This is a genomic window from Terriglobus sp. ADX1, assembly GCF_036877645.1.
Classification (GTDB): domain Bacteria; phylum Acidobacteriota; class Terriglobia; order Terriglobales; family Acidobacteriaceae; genus Terriglobus.
Map to the genome: position 1 here is coordinate 22,509 of NZ_JAEDXV010000030.1, position 16,033 is coordinate 38,541.

Here is a 16,033-nt window from a genome sequence, read left to right on the forward strand (position 1 = left end):
GGCCATGCACGGTGAGAGCGGTAGGATGGCAGCAGGGAGTTCCGCTGCCGACGTCATGAGCACTACCTCGCCATTTTCCATCCTGCAACAGACGCCTTCCGACCCGCACCCCCACGAGCGATTCTCTGACGCGGTGCGTCTGGAACAGCGCCTGCGCGCTACCGTTCAGGGCGAGGTGCGCTTTGACGAAGCTTCGCGCGCGCTCTATGCCACGGACGCTTCAAACTATCGACAGGTGCCCATCGGCCTCGTCATTCCAAAGACCATCGACGACGTGATTGCAACCGTTGCTGCCTGCCGTGCCTTTGGCGCGCCCGTGCTTTCACGCGGAGGCGGTACCAGCCTGGCAGGCCAATGCTGCAACGTGGCCGTGGTAATGGATTTTTCCAAGTATCTGAACCACATCGTCTCGCTTGATCCAGACGGACGTATGGCATATGTGCAGCCGGGCATTGTGCTGGATGCACTGCGCGATGAGGCAGAGAAGCACGAACTCACCTTTGCGCCTGATCCTGCAACGCATTCGCGTTGCACGCTGGGCGGCATGATCGGTAACAACTCCTGTGGTGTCCACGCGCTGATGGGTGGCAAAACCGTCGACAACATTGAGGAATTGGACATTCTTCTTTATGACGGCACACGCATGACTGTGGGTCGCACCACCGAAGAAGAGCTTGCAAAGATCATTGCCGCTGGTGGTCGCAAGGGTGAGATTTATGCAGGATTGAAGCGCCTTCGCGATACCTACAGCACACTGGTGCGTGAGCGTTTCCCGGATATTCCACGTCGAGTCTCTGGCTACAACCTGGATCAGCTTCTGCCGGAGAACGGATTCAACGTAGCACGCGCGCTTGTGGGTACAGAGGGCACTTGCGTCACCATCCTTGCAGCGAAGTGCGAACTAAAACAAAGCCCACAGAAGCGTCGCCTCGTCGCACTTGGGTTCCCTGATCCGTACATCGCAGCCGATCATGTTCCCAATGTTTTGAAGCACAGTCCCATCGGCCTGGAGGGTTTTGATGGTCTGCTGGTCGACTTCATGTTGCGCAAGAATCTTGCAGTCGACGACGTGAAGCTTCTGCCCGAAGGACGCGGCTTCCTGCTCTGCGAGTTCGGCACGAACGACGACGCAGAAGTTGATGCCATCGTCGAGCGCTTCCTTGAAGATGTGCAGACGTTTCCTGTGAAGCCTACCGTAGGCCGTTACAGCGAGGCGGAAGCAGCGCGTGTGTGGAAGGTGCGCGAATCGGGCCTCGGCGCCAGCGTGTTTGTTCCCGGCGAAAAGAGCGGCTGGGAAGGCTGGGAGGACTCTGCCGTCCCGCCCGAACATCTTGGCAAGTATCTGCGAGATCTCTTCCACCTGCTACACGAATACGACTACCGCACGCCCATGTATGGCCACTTCGGACAGGGATGCGTGCACCTGCGCATCTCCTTCGATCTGCGCACGCAGGAAGGCGCAGAGAAGTATCGCTCCTTCATTGATCGCGCTGCGGACATCGTGTTGAAGTACGGAGGCTCGTTCTCCGGCGAACACGGCGACGGACAAGCACGTGCGTGCTTGCTACCGAAAATGTTCGGGGACGAATTGATGGATGCCTTCCGCGAATTCAAGTGGTTGTGGGATCCCACGAATCACATGAACCCCGGCAAGCTCATTGATCCTGTCGCGGTCTATGACGCCATCGACAACCTGCGCATTGGCCCCGGTTACGAAGCCGCAGCAACAAAGACGTGGTTTACCTATCCCAACGACGAAGGCTTTGCTGGAGCCACAGAACGCTGCGTCGGCGTAGGTGCATGCCGTCGCCATGATCACGGCACCATGTGTCCCAGCTACATGGCCACGCACGAAGAAAAGCACTCCACACGCGGTCGTGCGCACTTGCTATGGGAAATGCTGCACGGCGACGCCATCAGCGAGGGTTGGAAGAGCGAAGAGATTCACGATGCACTCGACCTCTGTCTCTCCTGCAAGGCATGCAAGACAGAGTGCCCCGTGAACGTGGACATGGCCACGTGGAAGTCAGAGTTCCTGGCGCATTACTACGAAGGCAAACATCATCCTCTTTCGCACTACGGCTTTGGCCACATGGATAAGTGGGCATCGCTCGCATCCATTGCGCCCACACTGGCGAATCTGCCGATGAAGATTGCGCCACTGGCATCGCTTGCAAAACGCATACTGCACATTGCACCGCAGCGTGAACTGCCACAGTTTGCCAAGAGCAACTTTCGCGACGCATTCAATCGGACACACGCATGGAAGCCACAACAAACGGATGCCATTCTGTGGGCCGATACATGGAATAACTACTTCCACCCCTCCGCACTACACGCTGCTGCCGATCTGTTGAACGATGCCGGTTACACCATCACCACGCAGAAGCGACACATCTGCTGCGGGCGTCCGCTGTATGACTTCGGTTTTCTGGATGAAGCGAAGAAATATCTCCGTCGCGTGCTGGATACGTTTGCCCATGAGATTGATGCGGGAATCCCCGTCATCATGCTGGAACCAAGTTGCGCCACCGTCTTTCGCGATGAACTGCTGAACTTCTACCCGAACGACGAGCGTGCAAAGAAGTTAGCAAAACAAACCATCATGTTGAGTGAGGCGCTTGCACGCAAACAGTGGCAACCGCCACAGATGCCAGATCGCCGTATCGTGGTGCACGGCCACTGCCATCAGAAGACACAACTCACCATGAAGGACGACATGGCCTTACTCCAGGCAACGGGAGCGCAGGTAGATCTGCTCGACTCCGGATGCTGCGGCATGGCAGGCCCATTCGGATTTGAGAAAGACAAGTACGAAGTTTCGCAGACCCTCGCCGAACGCGTTCTAATGCCAGCAGTACGTGCAGCATCAGAACAGGACATCATCGTCAGCAACGGCTTCAGTTGCCGCGAACAGATTGCCCAAAACGGCTCACGGAGAGCTATGCACCTCTCAGAGGTCCTGACGACGAACAAAATCGGCAAATAAGGACGCCAAAGGCTGATATATGACGCTGATTCCAGCAGGGGGTTATCAATCCGGGTAATAATCACGCGCTATGGCGCAAATTGGCGTTAATTTAGGTTGCCTGTGTTACCTCCGGGAATTACTATCCGAGGTCTATGTCCGACTGCCGTTCGTTTCTCCTACGCCTTGCAGCGATTGCCTCCCTGTCTGCCTCAACGATGTTCTTCACTGGTTGCGCCGGGGGTGGAGCATCATCCTCCACTGGGGGCGGTGGCGGCTCTACTACGGCAACCCTGACCATCGCTGGTGTTTCTCCCACCAATGTCCCCATGGGATCGAACGACATCACATTGGTCGTAACCGGTACAGGCTTTACCAGTTCATCGGTCATCTCTCTCGGCAGCACGGCCGAGCCCACGACCTACGTTAGCGATACACAGCTCAAGGCAGCCGTAGCCGCAGCCCAGCTCAAGCTGGGCACAGTGCTGTCTGTCTCCGTAAACAATGGCAGCACGACTGTCAAAGCTGACACTCAGTCCGTCGCTCTCTCCGTCGATAATCCGGTTCCATCACTGATTTCTGTTTCGCCAGCGGCAGTCTTGCTAGGAACCAGCGCTTCCAGCATCACGGTAACGGGAACAAACTTCGTTCCGGGCGTTGCGCTTGCGGTAAACGGCAGCACGCGCGACACCACTTTTGTCAGCGACACACAACTCACTGCGGCGTTGACTGCGGCTGATTTTGCCACAGCGCAGGCGTTACCGCTGAACGTCATCAACCCCAAGCCGGGCGGCGGCATGTCCGGCACCAGTTCACTTGCAGTAAACAACCCCGCTCCCAGCATCACTTCTCTCGCGCCCAGTTCCGTCGTTGTAGGAGCGGCAGCAGCCAAGATAACAATCAATGGTTCAGGATTTCTGCCTTCCACGGTTCTGCAGATCAATGGCATTACTAGGGCTGCAACCTATGTCAGCGGGACCCAGATGACTGTCGGGCTCACCACTGCAGATTTCGCGAGCACCGGCACGCTTACGTTTGTGCTTTACAACATGCAGCCGGGTGGGGGCCCTGGAGTACCAGCTAATTTTATCGTAGCGCCGAAGCCAGCTGCTACCCCAGTATTGTCCACCGTGAGCCCAACGAGCTTCGTTGCAGGATCTGGTGATACCTCCATTAGCGCTCAGGGAACAAACCTGACCGCCTCCACCAAGCTGCTCTGGAATGGAACGACACTCGACTCGACGGTATACAACACTGTCGTAGTTGGTAATACCACCATCAATTATCTGTCCGCCAAGGTGGCGGCCAGCCTGATCGCAACCAAGGGAACAGCTTCGATCACAGCCTCCACGCCGGGTGCCTCAGCTAACTCCAACGCACTCACAGTAAGCATCACGGATCCTCCTGCTCCGACAATCACGAGTATTAGCCCTTCAGCAGCACCAATCGGGAAAGACGCGACACTTTCGATCTATGGAACCGGCTTTACTGCTTCCACCACGCTCCAATACAGCGGCGTAACTTACAACGTCTCTTCTGTGACGAGTACGAGTCTGAGTGTCACCATTCCAGCGTCTGCCCTCTCTCGACCCGGGCTTGCAAATGTGACCGTCACGACTCCCGCGCCGGGTGGTGGCAGCGCTTCCAAGCCTTTCCTGGCGTATGTAGCAGTTCCGAATAACAGCATGGTCTATAACCCCGTAAAGGGCCTGTTCTACGCCTCCATCCCTTCCTCGGCAGGAGCGCCACTTGGAAATGCAATCGTCTCAATCGATCCCCTCACCGGTGCTCTCGGCACTCCCATCCCTGTTGGAAGCGAGCCCAACAAGCTGGCGGTGACTTCGGATGGAAGATATCTATGGGTTGGCCTGGATGGTTCCTCCGCCGTGCGAAAGGTAGACCTCAACTCTGGAACGGCTGGCCTCCAGTTCTCACTCACCCCCACGAATTCTGGCATCTATAACGCTCCTCAAACCGTGCTCGCCCTCGCGGCGCTTCCGGGAGCCACCGACTCGGTTGTTATCTCCAGTTCGGTGGGTATCAGTTCCTCTCCCTACCTCTCCATCTACGACGCTGGTGTTCAGAGAACAGCAACAAGCACCACAACAAGCTACAACCAAACCTACGCACTCCAGATTGACGGGACAAAGAACGAGATCTACGCGGGTGGCAGCACGTTCAACACGTACACCTATTCGTCAACGGGCATAACCACCAAAGCCACCAACAATAACGCGAATGTGGCTGGCAGCAGCACGGACGAAATGCAACTGCTGAATGGCCGCATCTACACCGATACTGGCAGGGTTCTGGATGCGGAGTCCGGTGCCACGCTTGGCACTTATTACAGTTCCGGGCAGACCGTCGCTGCGGGCTCTCAGGTCACCGAACCTGATGCCAGCAAAACATTTGTGTTGGAGACAAACAATTCTACAAGCGGATATCAGATCCAGGCATTCAATCCCTCGGACTTCACTGCCGGTGCATTCATCGCAATACCGAGCGTCTCATCCTCGTCTATTTACGGCGCTTCCGGGCCGCGTCTGACGCGTTGGGGAGCAAACGGGCTGGCATTCCGCACGACAGACGGTTTCTTCAGTCTCCAAACTGCGGTTGTAAAGGATCTCTCAGCCTCGCAAGCAGATCTTGGGGTGAGCATTACGTCATCTGGAAGCACAACCACTGGAGCGACCGGCAACTTTACGGTGAAAGTTGCCAATGGTGGTCCGTCGGACGCCACTGACGTCTTCCTCTTCATTGCTGGTCCATCGAATGGGGTTGTAACAGCAGTAACGACCTCGGGCGGCACCTGCTACCTGGGTCAAACGTCCACATGCGCACTTGGCACCCTCACAAATGGCAGCAGTGCCACAGTGTCAGTCAGTGTTCTTCAGACCACAGCTGGAGACGAAACACTTTCTGCAACCGTGTCGGGATCGACCACAGATTCGACGAGCAGCAATAACAGCGCATCCACGACTGTCGCCATCACAGGAAACGCTTACGCTCTGCCCCCCGTTCTTGCATCCTTCTCGCCCTCTGCCTTGGCAGCCGGCTCGACGGATACCGTAATTACAGTGCTGGGAGCAAACTTCAACTCCACATCAATAGTCTCTCTTGCCTCCAGTTCGCTTGCGACTACGTTCGTGAACAGCGGAAAGCTCACCGCGATGGTACCGGCAGCGAATCTGACTAAACTTGGCTGGGCACCCGTTACGGTGACCACCCCAGGACTGGGCGGCGGAACCTCTTCCGCACAGCCTCTCTCCGTCTACCAGACCTTCACTCTTGGCGCGAACCACATTCTCACGGATCCATATTCGGGTCAGATCATGGTAAGCGTCGGCGCCGGATCATCCACAATCAAAGGCAACACCATCGTGGCACTTACACCATCGACGGGCCTCTTTGATCAAGAGGTTGCAATTGGCAGTCAACCCACAAGCATGGCACTAAGCAGCACTGGGCAGACGCTCTACACCGTGTTGAATGGCAATCAGAGCATTGCACGGTTCAACATGCTGAGCCGTAGCCTGGACTACACTTACGCGGTCGGGACCAGTTCGACCTCCAGCACCACGACCTATCCTCGCGGCCTGGCCGTCCAGACTGGTTCTGAAAATACTCTCGCGCTCGACCTGTCTTCCTGGGAAGGCAACATTCTCTATGACTTCGATCCGGTAAACAAAACAGCCACGAAGCGCGGCAGCGCCACAGGCCCCTATACGGGCTCATGCATTGCCTTTCTCGATGCCAATAACATGCTGTCATTTGACATAGACACAAGCGGCTTCAGCTTAGACCACTACACGGTGACGCCAGCGGGCTTCCAGTACTACAACTACTCGCAATACACGTCTTCTACGCTCAATCACTTTGGCTGTTTCAAACTGAGCGGCGGTCTTGCCTTTGCGAATGCTGGAGGCATAGCAGATCCTTCCGGTTCGATAGCGCGCCAGATAGCAACTCTACCCACTTCTACCTCCGGTGGCTATTCGTCGAACCAGGGTTTTGTTCCCGACTCCTCGCTCCGGCGTGCTTTCTACCTGACTTCAGGACAATCGTATGGAGTTTCGAACGCCATCACGTCCTACGACTTGAACACGTATCTAGCCAGTTCTGTTCTGCCGATTGATTTTGCTTCCATCGAGGGGTCAAGCTCGTACTCAATCGTGGACGTCATCCGTTGGGGACAGGATGGGCTTGCTATGTTGACCTCTACCGGACATATCTATCTGATCCGGGGAGCATTTGTAGTGCCGCAGGAACTGGGCGCAAACTCTGCGGCAACACTCACCTCAAGCTCCGCAACCACAATTACAGCGGGCACGGGCAACACGTTGTTGACGTTGACTGGTAGCAACTTCATTCCGGGTGTAGCAGTTACCTGGAACGGTAGCTACCGCACGACAACCATCGTGGATGCTACGCACGTCACTGTTGCGATCCCAGCCTCTGATCTGGCAGCAGCAGGAACAGGACAGCTGGTAGCAACGAACCCCGGCGCAAGTGCCTCATCCGCAATCACCGTGACCGTGCAATAACTTCAAACAACGTAACCAAGACACTAAGTCGCCTCTCGAGGCGGACTTAGTCGTCTTGGGGAATAGTTCAAGAACTCAAGAGGAGGTGGCACTTACACAGAACTGCCCATCACAGGATGGGTCACGGTATTCAGAATGCAGGGATAAGGCTAAGCGCTGAGTTGTACCAGCGTGTCCGCTGTTTTTTCCGGTTCCACGGTGCGCTTTAACTGCCCGCAGGCTGCGTAGATGTCGCGGCCGCGTGGGCGGCGGATGTAGCAGGGCAATCCGTTCTGGATCAGCGTCTGCTGGAATACATCCACGTCCTCTGCGGTGGGTTGCGTGTAAGGCATACCGGGGCCAGGGTTCCACACGATCAGGTTTACCTTCGCGTGCATGCCCTTGAGCAGCGCAAGAACTTCGTGCGCGTTTGACAGCTGGTCGTTGATGCCGCCAAGCATTACGTATTCAAACGTGACCCAGTCGCGCTTGTTCAGCGGGATGGTATTCACCGCGTCCAGCAGTTTTTCAATGTTCCATTTGCGCGTGATAGGCATGACCTGTTCGCGCACCGTGTCGTTCGATCCATTTAAGGACAGCGCAAGATTGGGTCGAACAGTCTCCGTAGCAAAGCGGCGAATCGCCGGCTCAATGCCGCTGGTGCTCACCGTCATCCGCGATGCAGGAATACCGATGCCTTCCACCAACAGCAACACGGACTTCATGAAGTTGTCGTAGTTCAAGAAGGGTTCGCCCATGCCCATGAAGACAAGGTTGATGCGGTCCTTGCCCATCTGAATTTTGTGGCGATTCAGCACAGCGGCCACCTGGCCTGCGATCTCGCCTGCGGTCAGGTCGCGCTTGATGCCCAGCTTTGCCGTCAGGCAGAACTGGCAGTTCACCGCGCAGCCCACCTGCGACGAAATACAGATGGTCGCGCGCCGATATCCCATTGGAGCCAGTGCGCCCCAGTTCCGCTTGTCCACGAACTTTGCGTCGGCACGGGCATCGGCGGCCTCTTCGGCGTCGTCGGTGTTTTCCACGCCGTCGCCATCTGGCATCCAGACGGTTTCCACCGTTTCGCCGTCTTCCATGCGCATCAGGTAGCGCTCGGTTCCATCTACGGAGATCGCGGTTTGCACAATTTCAGGCATGCCAACCGTATGTTCCGCAGCCAGCGAGGCGCGTAATTCCTGCGAAAGCGGCGTGATGGCGTCAAAGTCCGTCACGCGCTGTTTGTAGAGGGCGTCGAAGATCTGCCGCGCACGGTAGGGCTTCTGGCCCAGGGCGGCGGCCAGTTCGGTCAGTTCCGGAAGCGATTTACCAAACAGCGCAGACATCGTCTTCTATAGGATAAATCCTCACACTGCACCAGTGGTTGACCTGCCCAGAGGGGGTAGAGTCTAAAGCAGCGAGGTACATGTTCGTTTTGAAAGCACGCACTCCACTCGTTCTAGCCGCCATTCTGTCTGTTGCCATTTCTTCTCCGCTATTTACCAGCGCGCAGAAGAAGCCCGTCGCCGTAAAGCACGCCTCTCCAAAAACACTGGCAGACGGCCCCAATGTGACGCGCGAAACACTGCCCAACGGCCTGCGCGTGGTGATTGTGAAGAACCGACTGGCCCCCGTGGCAACGGTGGAACTGAACATCCTCGCTGGCGGCAATCAGACGCCCGTGGGCTTCCCCGGCACCGCGCATGCGCTGGAGCACATGGCATTCCGCGGCTGCACCGGTATGACGGCGGACCAGACCGCCGCCATCTACGCTCGCCTGGGTGGCGACAACAACGCCGACACGCAGGGTAACGTGACGCAGTTCTACGCCACCGTTCCATCGACAGACGTGGAAGTAGCGTTGCGCGCCGAAGCCGCCTGCATGGTGGGTGTCGACAACGCCGATCATGAGTGGGAGCAGGAACGCGGCGCCATTACGCAGGAAGTGCAGCGCGATCTTTCTTCGCCGACGTACAAGCTGATTTCGCGGCTAAATGAAGGCATGTTCGCCGGAACACCCTACGCACACGACGCTCTTGGCACCAAGGAAAGCTTTGAAAAGACCACAGGCGCTGACCTCCGCGCGTTTTATGACAAGTGGTACTCGCCGTCGAACGCGGTGCTGGTCATTGTGGGCGATGTTGATTCCGACCAGACATTGAAGCAGGTGCGTGAATTCTTCGGCCCGGTAAAGCGCCGCGAGGTGCCGAAGGAAGCTGCATTCACGCTGAGCCCAGTGAAGAACGAGACGTTCACGCTGGACAGCAATCTACCGTACACGTTGGCGGTCATCGGCTATCGTCTTCCCGGCACGGAAAGCAAGGACTACGCCGCAGCGCAGGTGCTGGCTGATGTGCTCAGCAGCCAGCGCGGCGATCTGTACGCCATGGTGCCCGCGGGCAAGGCCCTGGGAACACAGTTTGGCATGGCAGGCAGCTATCCCAAGGCCAGCCTTGGCTTCGGCATGGTGGCCGTTGCCAGCGAAGCCGACGCCAAACCCGCGCTGGATGAGATGCGTTCCATCCTGAATCGCTATGCACAGAACGGCGTTCCCGCTGACCTGGTGGAAGCCGCAAAGCGCAGCGAAATTACAGATGACGCCTTCGGTGCCAACTCCATTCCGGGCCTTGCGCAGCAGTGGTCGCAGGCTTTGGGCGCGGATCGCAAGAATTCTCCCGCAGAAGCAACGGAAGCCATTAAACGCGTCACGGTAGCCGACGTGAACCGCGTGGCACGGCAGTATCTGCTGCGCGTGAGCACCATGACGGCGACACTGAAACCGGTTGCCAGCGGCGCACCCACCGCAGGCAAGGGCTTTGGTGGCGGCGAGAAACTCACCTCCACTCCAACGAAGGAAGTGGCGCTGCCCGACTGGGCTGCAAAGCCGCTGGCAGAACTTCGACTGCCGCATCCCATGACATTACCCAGCGATGAGACGCTGCCAAACGGCTTGCGACTGATCGTTCGCACCGATCACACCAGCCCAACGGTCACGCTGACCGGCTCTGTGCGCCATAACGAAGATCTGGACACGCCGAAGGGCAAGGAAGGCGTTGCCGATGTTCTGGAGGAGCTCTACGGTTACGGCACCACCTCGCTGGACCGCATTGCCTTCCAGAAAGAACTCGATGACATCGGCGCAACGGAAGATGCCGGCTTCAGCTTCGGGTTGAAGGTACTGAAAGAGAACTTCGCACGCGGCGTGGAGCTGCTGGCAGACAACCAGCTTCATCCCGCATTGCCCGCCGAAGCCTTCCCCGTGGTGCAGAAGCAAACAGCGGAGTTGACCGCTGGCAATCTCACGTCGCCCGGCTACCGCACGCGTCGCGCATTGAGTGAAGCTCTATTGCCAAAGAACGATCCTTCGCTACGCCAGCAGACACCGCAAACCATTGCCGCGTTGAAGTTGGACGACGTGAAGAGCTACATGAAGTCCACCATGCGGCCCGACCTGACGACCATCGTCATCGTTGGAGACATCACGCCTGCAGAAGCCCGTGCGCAGGTGGAAAGGGCCTTTGGTACATGGACGGCTACCGGACCGAAGCCTCAGGTCGAGCTGCCGCCCGTTCCACCGAATAAGCCGACCGCCGCCGTCGTAGGTGATCCGGAGGCTGTGCAGGACTCCGTCACGCTGTCGCACACCTTGCAGATGAACCGCTTCAGCCCGGATTACTATCCCATGCAGCTTGGCACGTACGTGCTGGGTGGAGGCTTCTACGCCAGCCGCCTGTATCACGATCTGCGCCAGGTAGCGGGCTATGTCTACACCGTAGACGTGAACCTTCGCGCCACGAAGACACGTGCCACATACACCGTGGACTATGGCTGCGAGCCGGTAAACGTCTCCAAGGCACGCGCGCTCGTCGAACGCGATCTGCAATCGATGAAGACTACACCCGTAACCTCAGGCGAACTGACACTGGCCAAGAGCCTGATCCTGCGCCAGCTTCAGCTTGGCGAATCAAGCCAAGCCGCGGTGGCAGCCGCTCTGCTGGCACGTGCGCAAATGGGCCTGCCGCTGAATGAAAGCGACAACGCCGCAAAGACCTACCTGGGACTCACAGCTGAAGAAGTACAGGCATCCTTCGCAAAGAATCTGCGTGTGGAAGACCTGGTGCAGGTGGTGCGCGGACCAGCGCCGCAGTAAATCGTTAGCGGCAATTGCACACAGCTTCGTGCAATTGCCGCTACCTCCGTCGCTTTTCAGCTTTCCATGTTCGATTGCGTCGCTATAGGCTGAAGCAACATTCCTGCAAAGGAAATCGATCATGTCCTCAGCCGCACATCCCTCTTCTCTCATCGGTCTGCCGGAAACGGAGATTCACACCACGGTGCGCGAGGCAGAATCCGCTACCGTTCCCTGGTACATCTGGACAGGCGTCGCCGGAGTGACCTCCGCGTTCATTGGTGGTCAGTGGGACGTCTCGTGGCATCGCTCCATTGGCCGCGACACCTTCTGGACACCCGCTCACCTGATGATCCAGTTATGCGGCGTCATTGCCGCAGTGGTGGGACTGTATCTGGTCTATCAGTGCACCTTCCGCCCTGAATCAGAGCTTGCAGCATCGTCCGTAAGCGTCTTCGGACTACGCGCCCCACTTGGGATTTTTGTGGCGGCCTGGGGTGGTGTCGCGATGATCACCTCCGCGCCGTTTGATAACTGGTGGCACGACGCCTACGGCCTGGACGTGAAGATCATCTCGCCGCCGCACACGCTGCTGATCCTGGGCATGCGCGCGGTATCGCTGGGTGTCTTCTTCCTCATTCTTGCCACCATGAATCGCGCGGCAGACGAAGGTTCGGAAAACTTCGCGCCATTACAGCGACTGCTGCTGTATCTAGGCGGACTCACTGTCTGCGGACAGATGTTCTTCCTGCAGGAATACACGACCGAAGTCGCAATGCATCGTGTGATTGCGTACCTGGCTCTGGCCATTGGTGTACCGGTTGCGTTAGCCATGGTTTCGCAGGCATCGCGATTCAAGTGGGCCGCAACGACGGCTGCCGCCATCTACACCGTACTGCTGATCGCAGAAATCCTGATCTTCCCTCTGGTGAAGGCAGAACCCAAACTGGGTCCTGTCTTCGTCCCTGTCACGCATCTGGTTCCCACTAAGTTTCCGGTGCTGATCCTGATCCCGGCCTTTGCGCTGGATCTGCTGTGGCAGCGCACACAATCGTGGAAGCGCTGGCAGGTGGCATTGGCCTCCGGCTTCCTCTTCATCGCCGTGCTGGTTGCCGTGGAGTGGCCGTTTTCACATTTCCTGCTCACGCCTGCTGCCGCCAACCGCTTCTTCGGCACCATCTATTTCAGCTACTTCCAGAACCCGAACAGCTTTGATTTCCGCCGTGTGTTTTTCTCACCAGACAGCGGTGTCACGCTCTGGATGGGTCTGCTGAGAGCATCGATCTATGCGTCGATCTCAGCATGGTGCGGTCTCGCCTTCGGCAAGTGGATGCGTGGGGTTCGCCGTTAAATGCGTCGCATCCTTCTGCTTCTTTTCCTGTGCGTGGGATTCGTCCTGCCCGCGCGCGCGCACGTTGGTTCCAAAGATGTCTTTGAACAGGTGCAGGCCGGGCCATACAAACTGTACGTAACGGTCCGTCCGCCTGACGTCATCCCCGGCGTAGCCGTGGTGGAAGTTCGCATATCCGGCGATGCCGTGCCCCACTCGCTCCGAGTAACGCCCGTCCCCATGACCGGCGACGCCAGCAAACATCCACCGACACCCGATACGCTCAAGGTCTCTGGCGCGGACGCGAAGTTCTTCACCGGCTCCGTCTGGCTGATGGCTCCCGGTTCATGGAAAGTGTCGCTCCTGGCCGAAGGCCACGCCGGTTCCGGCAGCGCCAGTGTGCCTGTTCCCGCCGTGGCTCTGCAGATGTTGCGCATGAACCGCTCCATCGGCATTGTGCTCGGCATTCTGGGCTTTCTGCTGGTTGTGGGCGTGGCAGCAATCGTTGCCGCTGCGGCGCGAGAATCGCGCCTTGTCCCAGGACAGGAGCCGTCAGCAAACAGCAATCGCCGTGCCTGGTTAGCAGGCAGCGCGACACTTGCCATTGCCCTCATCGCCGTCTGGCTTGGAGCGAAGTGGTGGAACGTGGAAGCTGCGGATTACGCGGAGGGCGTCTACCATCCGCTTTCGCTGACACCCACGTTACAGGGCGACAATCTTGATCTTGCCATTGGCGCAGACGCCGCGAACGATCCGCACTGGCGGCGCAGAAACACCGACCTGGTGCCTGACCACGACCACCTGATGCACCTCTATGCCATCCGCGAACCCGGCATGGATGCCGTCTTCCATCTGCATCCAGCCCCTGCCGGAAACGGTGAGCTGAAGATGGCTCTCCCCGCCATGCCCGCAGGCCGCTATCGACTGTTTGCGGATATTGTCCATCGCAGCGGATTGCCGGAAACGCTGACCTCTACACTGGATATTCCAGCAGACTTGCACGGCGGCGCGCTCGCCAGGGAAGACGCCTCTGCCGCTCCCGCTCCTATTTCCGCCGGTGAACTGGGACCACAATTCCACTTGCCGGACGACTACACGATGGTCTGGGACAAGCCTGCATCGCTGAGGTCTGGCAAGGCAGCCACCTTCCGCTTCCATCTGGTGGATGCCAACGGCAAACCTGCCGCAGACGTGGTTCCCTACCTCGGCATGGCCGGACACGCGGCGTTTGTTCGCGACGATTTCTCCACCTTCGCGCATACGCATCCTGAAGGCTCCGCGCCCATGCAGTCTATGGAAATCGCCAACGGAGAAAGCGACATGGCCATGCAGAACATGGATTCCATGGCAGGCATGTCCGGCATGCACATGCCGGAAACGCACATCGACCCGATCGTCGAGTTTCCCTATGGCTTTCCTAAACCCGGACGCTATCGCATCTTCGTACAGATGAAGCACGGGAACACGGTAGAAACCGGAGTCTTCGACGCAGACGTTCAGTAACAAGTCTGACCAGAAAAACGAAGGGCATGGCTTGCGCCATGCCCTCTTTATCTTTTGCGAAACGAACTAGTCGCCACGACGCAGGCGGTTCAGACCATTGAAGGCTGCCACCTTGTAGCACTCGGCCAGCGTGGGATAGTTGAAGACCGTCTCCACGAAGTAGTCCACGTTGCCGCCCAACGCCATCACAGCCTGCCCGATGTGCAACAGTTCGCTGGCGCCTTCGCCAATGATGTGCACGCCCAGGATTGACTTGTTCTCACGGTGGAAGATGAGTTTCAGGCGTCCGGTCGTATCGCCACGGATCTGACCACGCGCAATCTCGCGATAGTAGGCCACGCCCACTTCGTAAGGCACGTCCTCTTCCGTGAGCTGTTCTTCCGTCTTGCCGAGGAAGCTGATCTCTGGAATCGTCCAAATGCCGTAGGGGTAGAAGCTGGGGTTGGAGAGGATCGTTTCGTCGCCAAAGGCGCGAGCACCCGCGATACGGCCCTGCTCCATGGATACCGACGCCAGCGACGGGAATCCGATCACGTCACCCACGGCAAATACGGTGGGGCACTTCGTCCGGTAATCCTTGTCCACGGGGATGCGGCCACGTTCATCGGAATCCACCCCAATGTTCTGCAGCATCAACTCATCCACGTTGCCCTGGCGGCCAACGGCGTACAGCAGCGCGTCGCCCTGTACCTTCTTCTTCGATTCCAGGTTCGCCGTCACCGTGCCGTCTTCGTTCTCTTCGACGGACTCCACCTCTTCGTTCAGGCGCATGGTCACGCGGCTGTCGCGCAGGTGGTAGCTGAGCGCTTCCACAATTTCCTGATCGGCAAACTCCAGCAGGCGTGGACGACGCTCAATCAGCGTGACGCGCACGCCCAGCGCGGCGAACATGCAGGTGTATTCCACACCGATGACGCCGCCACCCACCACGATCATGGTCTTGGGCAACTGCTTCAGATCAAGCACCAGATCGCTGTTGATAATCGTGTTGCCGTTGATCGGCACCTTGTCGCTGCTGGCCGGCTTCGTGCCGGTGGCAATGATGATGTTCTTCGCCTCGTAGACATTCGATCCGCGGCTATTGGTCACGCGGAGGTGGGTCGGATCCTCAAACGAGGCGACACCGGTGAACATCTCGATGTTGTTACGGGAAAGCTGAGCTTCGGTAACGTCAATCTCAGTCTTGATGACGTGCTGCACACGGAAGGCCAGGTCGGCCATCGTGATGCGCTCCTTCACACGGTAGTTCATGCCGTAGATAGAGCGGTAGTTATAGCCCGAGAGGTGCAGCACCGCCTCGCGCATGGTCTTGCTGGGGATGGTTCCGGTGTTGATACAGGCTCCGCCCACCACTTCGCGCATCTCGACGAGGGCGACCCTCTTGCCGAGCTTTGCGCCATAAATGGCAGCGCGTTGTCCGGCGGGGCCGGAGCCGATCACGATCAGGTCATACACACTGGCCGACGATGCACTGCTCATGCGATGGCGCTTTCCTCTGGTTGGCAGGACGCTGCGCGCTCTGGCGGTTCGTTAAACACTTTCTAGTGGACGGAAAGGTGCCGCCGTTGTGCAGCTCCGCTCACCCC

Annotated in this window: 7 protein-coding genes; 5 read left to right on the plus strand and 2 right to left on the minus strand. The window is 58.0% G+C overall.

The features are described 5' to 3' along the window. Nucleotides 1-25: 25 nt before the first annotated feature. Together JAO32_RS16690 and JAO32_RS16695 are read left to right on the plus strand one after the other, a co-directional pair. Nucleotides 26-2,989: an FAD-binding and (Fe-S)-binding domain-containing protein gene (locus tag JAO32_RS16690; RefSeq protein ID WP_334242481.1), complete on the plus strand. Its 2,964-nt coding sequence runs from the start codon at nt 26-28 to the stop codon at nt 2,987-2,989. 134 nt (nt 2,990-3,123) lie between these two features. Further along, nucleotides 3,124-7,512: a beta strand repeat-containing protein gene (locus JAO32_RS16695; RefSeq protein ID WP_334242484.1), complete on the plus strand. Its 4,389-nt coding sequence runs from the start codon at nt 3,124-3,126 to the stop codon at nt 7,510-7,512. Nucleotides 7,513-7,661: 149 nt separating this feature from the next. Here the strand turns inward: JAO32_RS16695 and rlmN are convergent, their stop codons facing one another. After that, nucleotides 7,662-8,831 (minus strand): 23S rRNA (adenine(2503)-C(2))-methyltransferase RlmN, encoded by a 1,170-nt coding sequence (rlmN, locus tag JAO32_RS16700; protein WP_334242486.1) that lies wholly within the window; start codon nt 8,829-8,831, stop codon nt 7,662-7,664. Between the two features lie 80 nt (nt 8,832-8,911). Between rlmN and JAO32_RS16705 the strand changes: the two genes are divergently transcribed. The 3 genes from JAO32_RS16705 to JAO32_RS16715 all read left to right on the plus strand — a co-directional run bounded on the left by JAO32_RS16705 (nt 8,912) and on the right by JAO32_RS16715 (nt 14,447). Next, the gene (locus tag JAO32_RS16705; RefSeq protein ID WP_334242488.1) at nt 8,912-11,635 is read left to right on the plus strand and encodes a M16 family metallopeptidase; all 2,724 of its coding nucleotides are present in this window, start codon (nt 8,912-8,914) and stop codon (nt 11,633-11,635) included. Nucleotides 11,636-11,756: 121 nt separating this feature from the next. Continuing rightward, the gene (locus JAO32_RS16710) at nt 11,757-12,965 is read left to right on the plus strand and encodes a hypothetical protein (protein ID WP_334242490.1); all 1,209 of its coding nucleotides are present in this window, start codon (nt 11,757-11,759) and stop codon (nt 12,963-12,965) included. Next, nucleotides 12,966-14,447, plus strand: coding sequence for a hypothetical protein (locus JAO32_RS16715; protein ID WP_334242492.1), 1,482 nt, complete (start codon nt 12,966-12,968; stop codon nt 14,445-14,447). It abuts the gene before it with no gap. Nucleotides 14,448-14,513: 66 nt separating this feature from the next. Here JAO32_RS16715 and sthA read toward each other — a convergent pair whose 3' ends face one another. Continuing rightward, nucleotides 14,514-15,926 carry a Si-specific NAD(P)(+) transhydrogenase gene (gene sthA / locus JAO32_RS16720; protein WP_047491017.1) on the minus strand — a complete coding sequence of 471 codons (1,413 nt, stop codon included), beginning with the start codon at nt 15,924-15,926 and terminating at the stop codon, nt 14,514-14,516. Nucleotides 15,927-16,033: the final 107 nt, after the last annotated feature.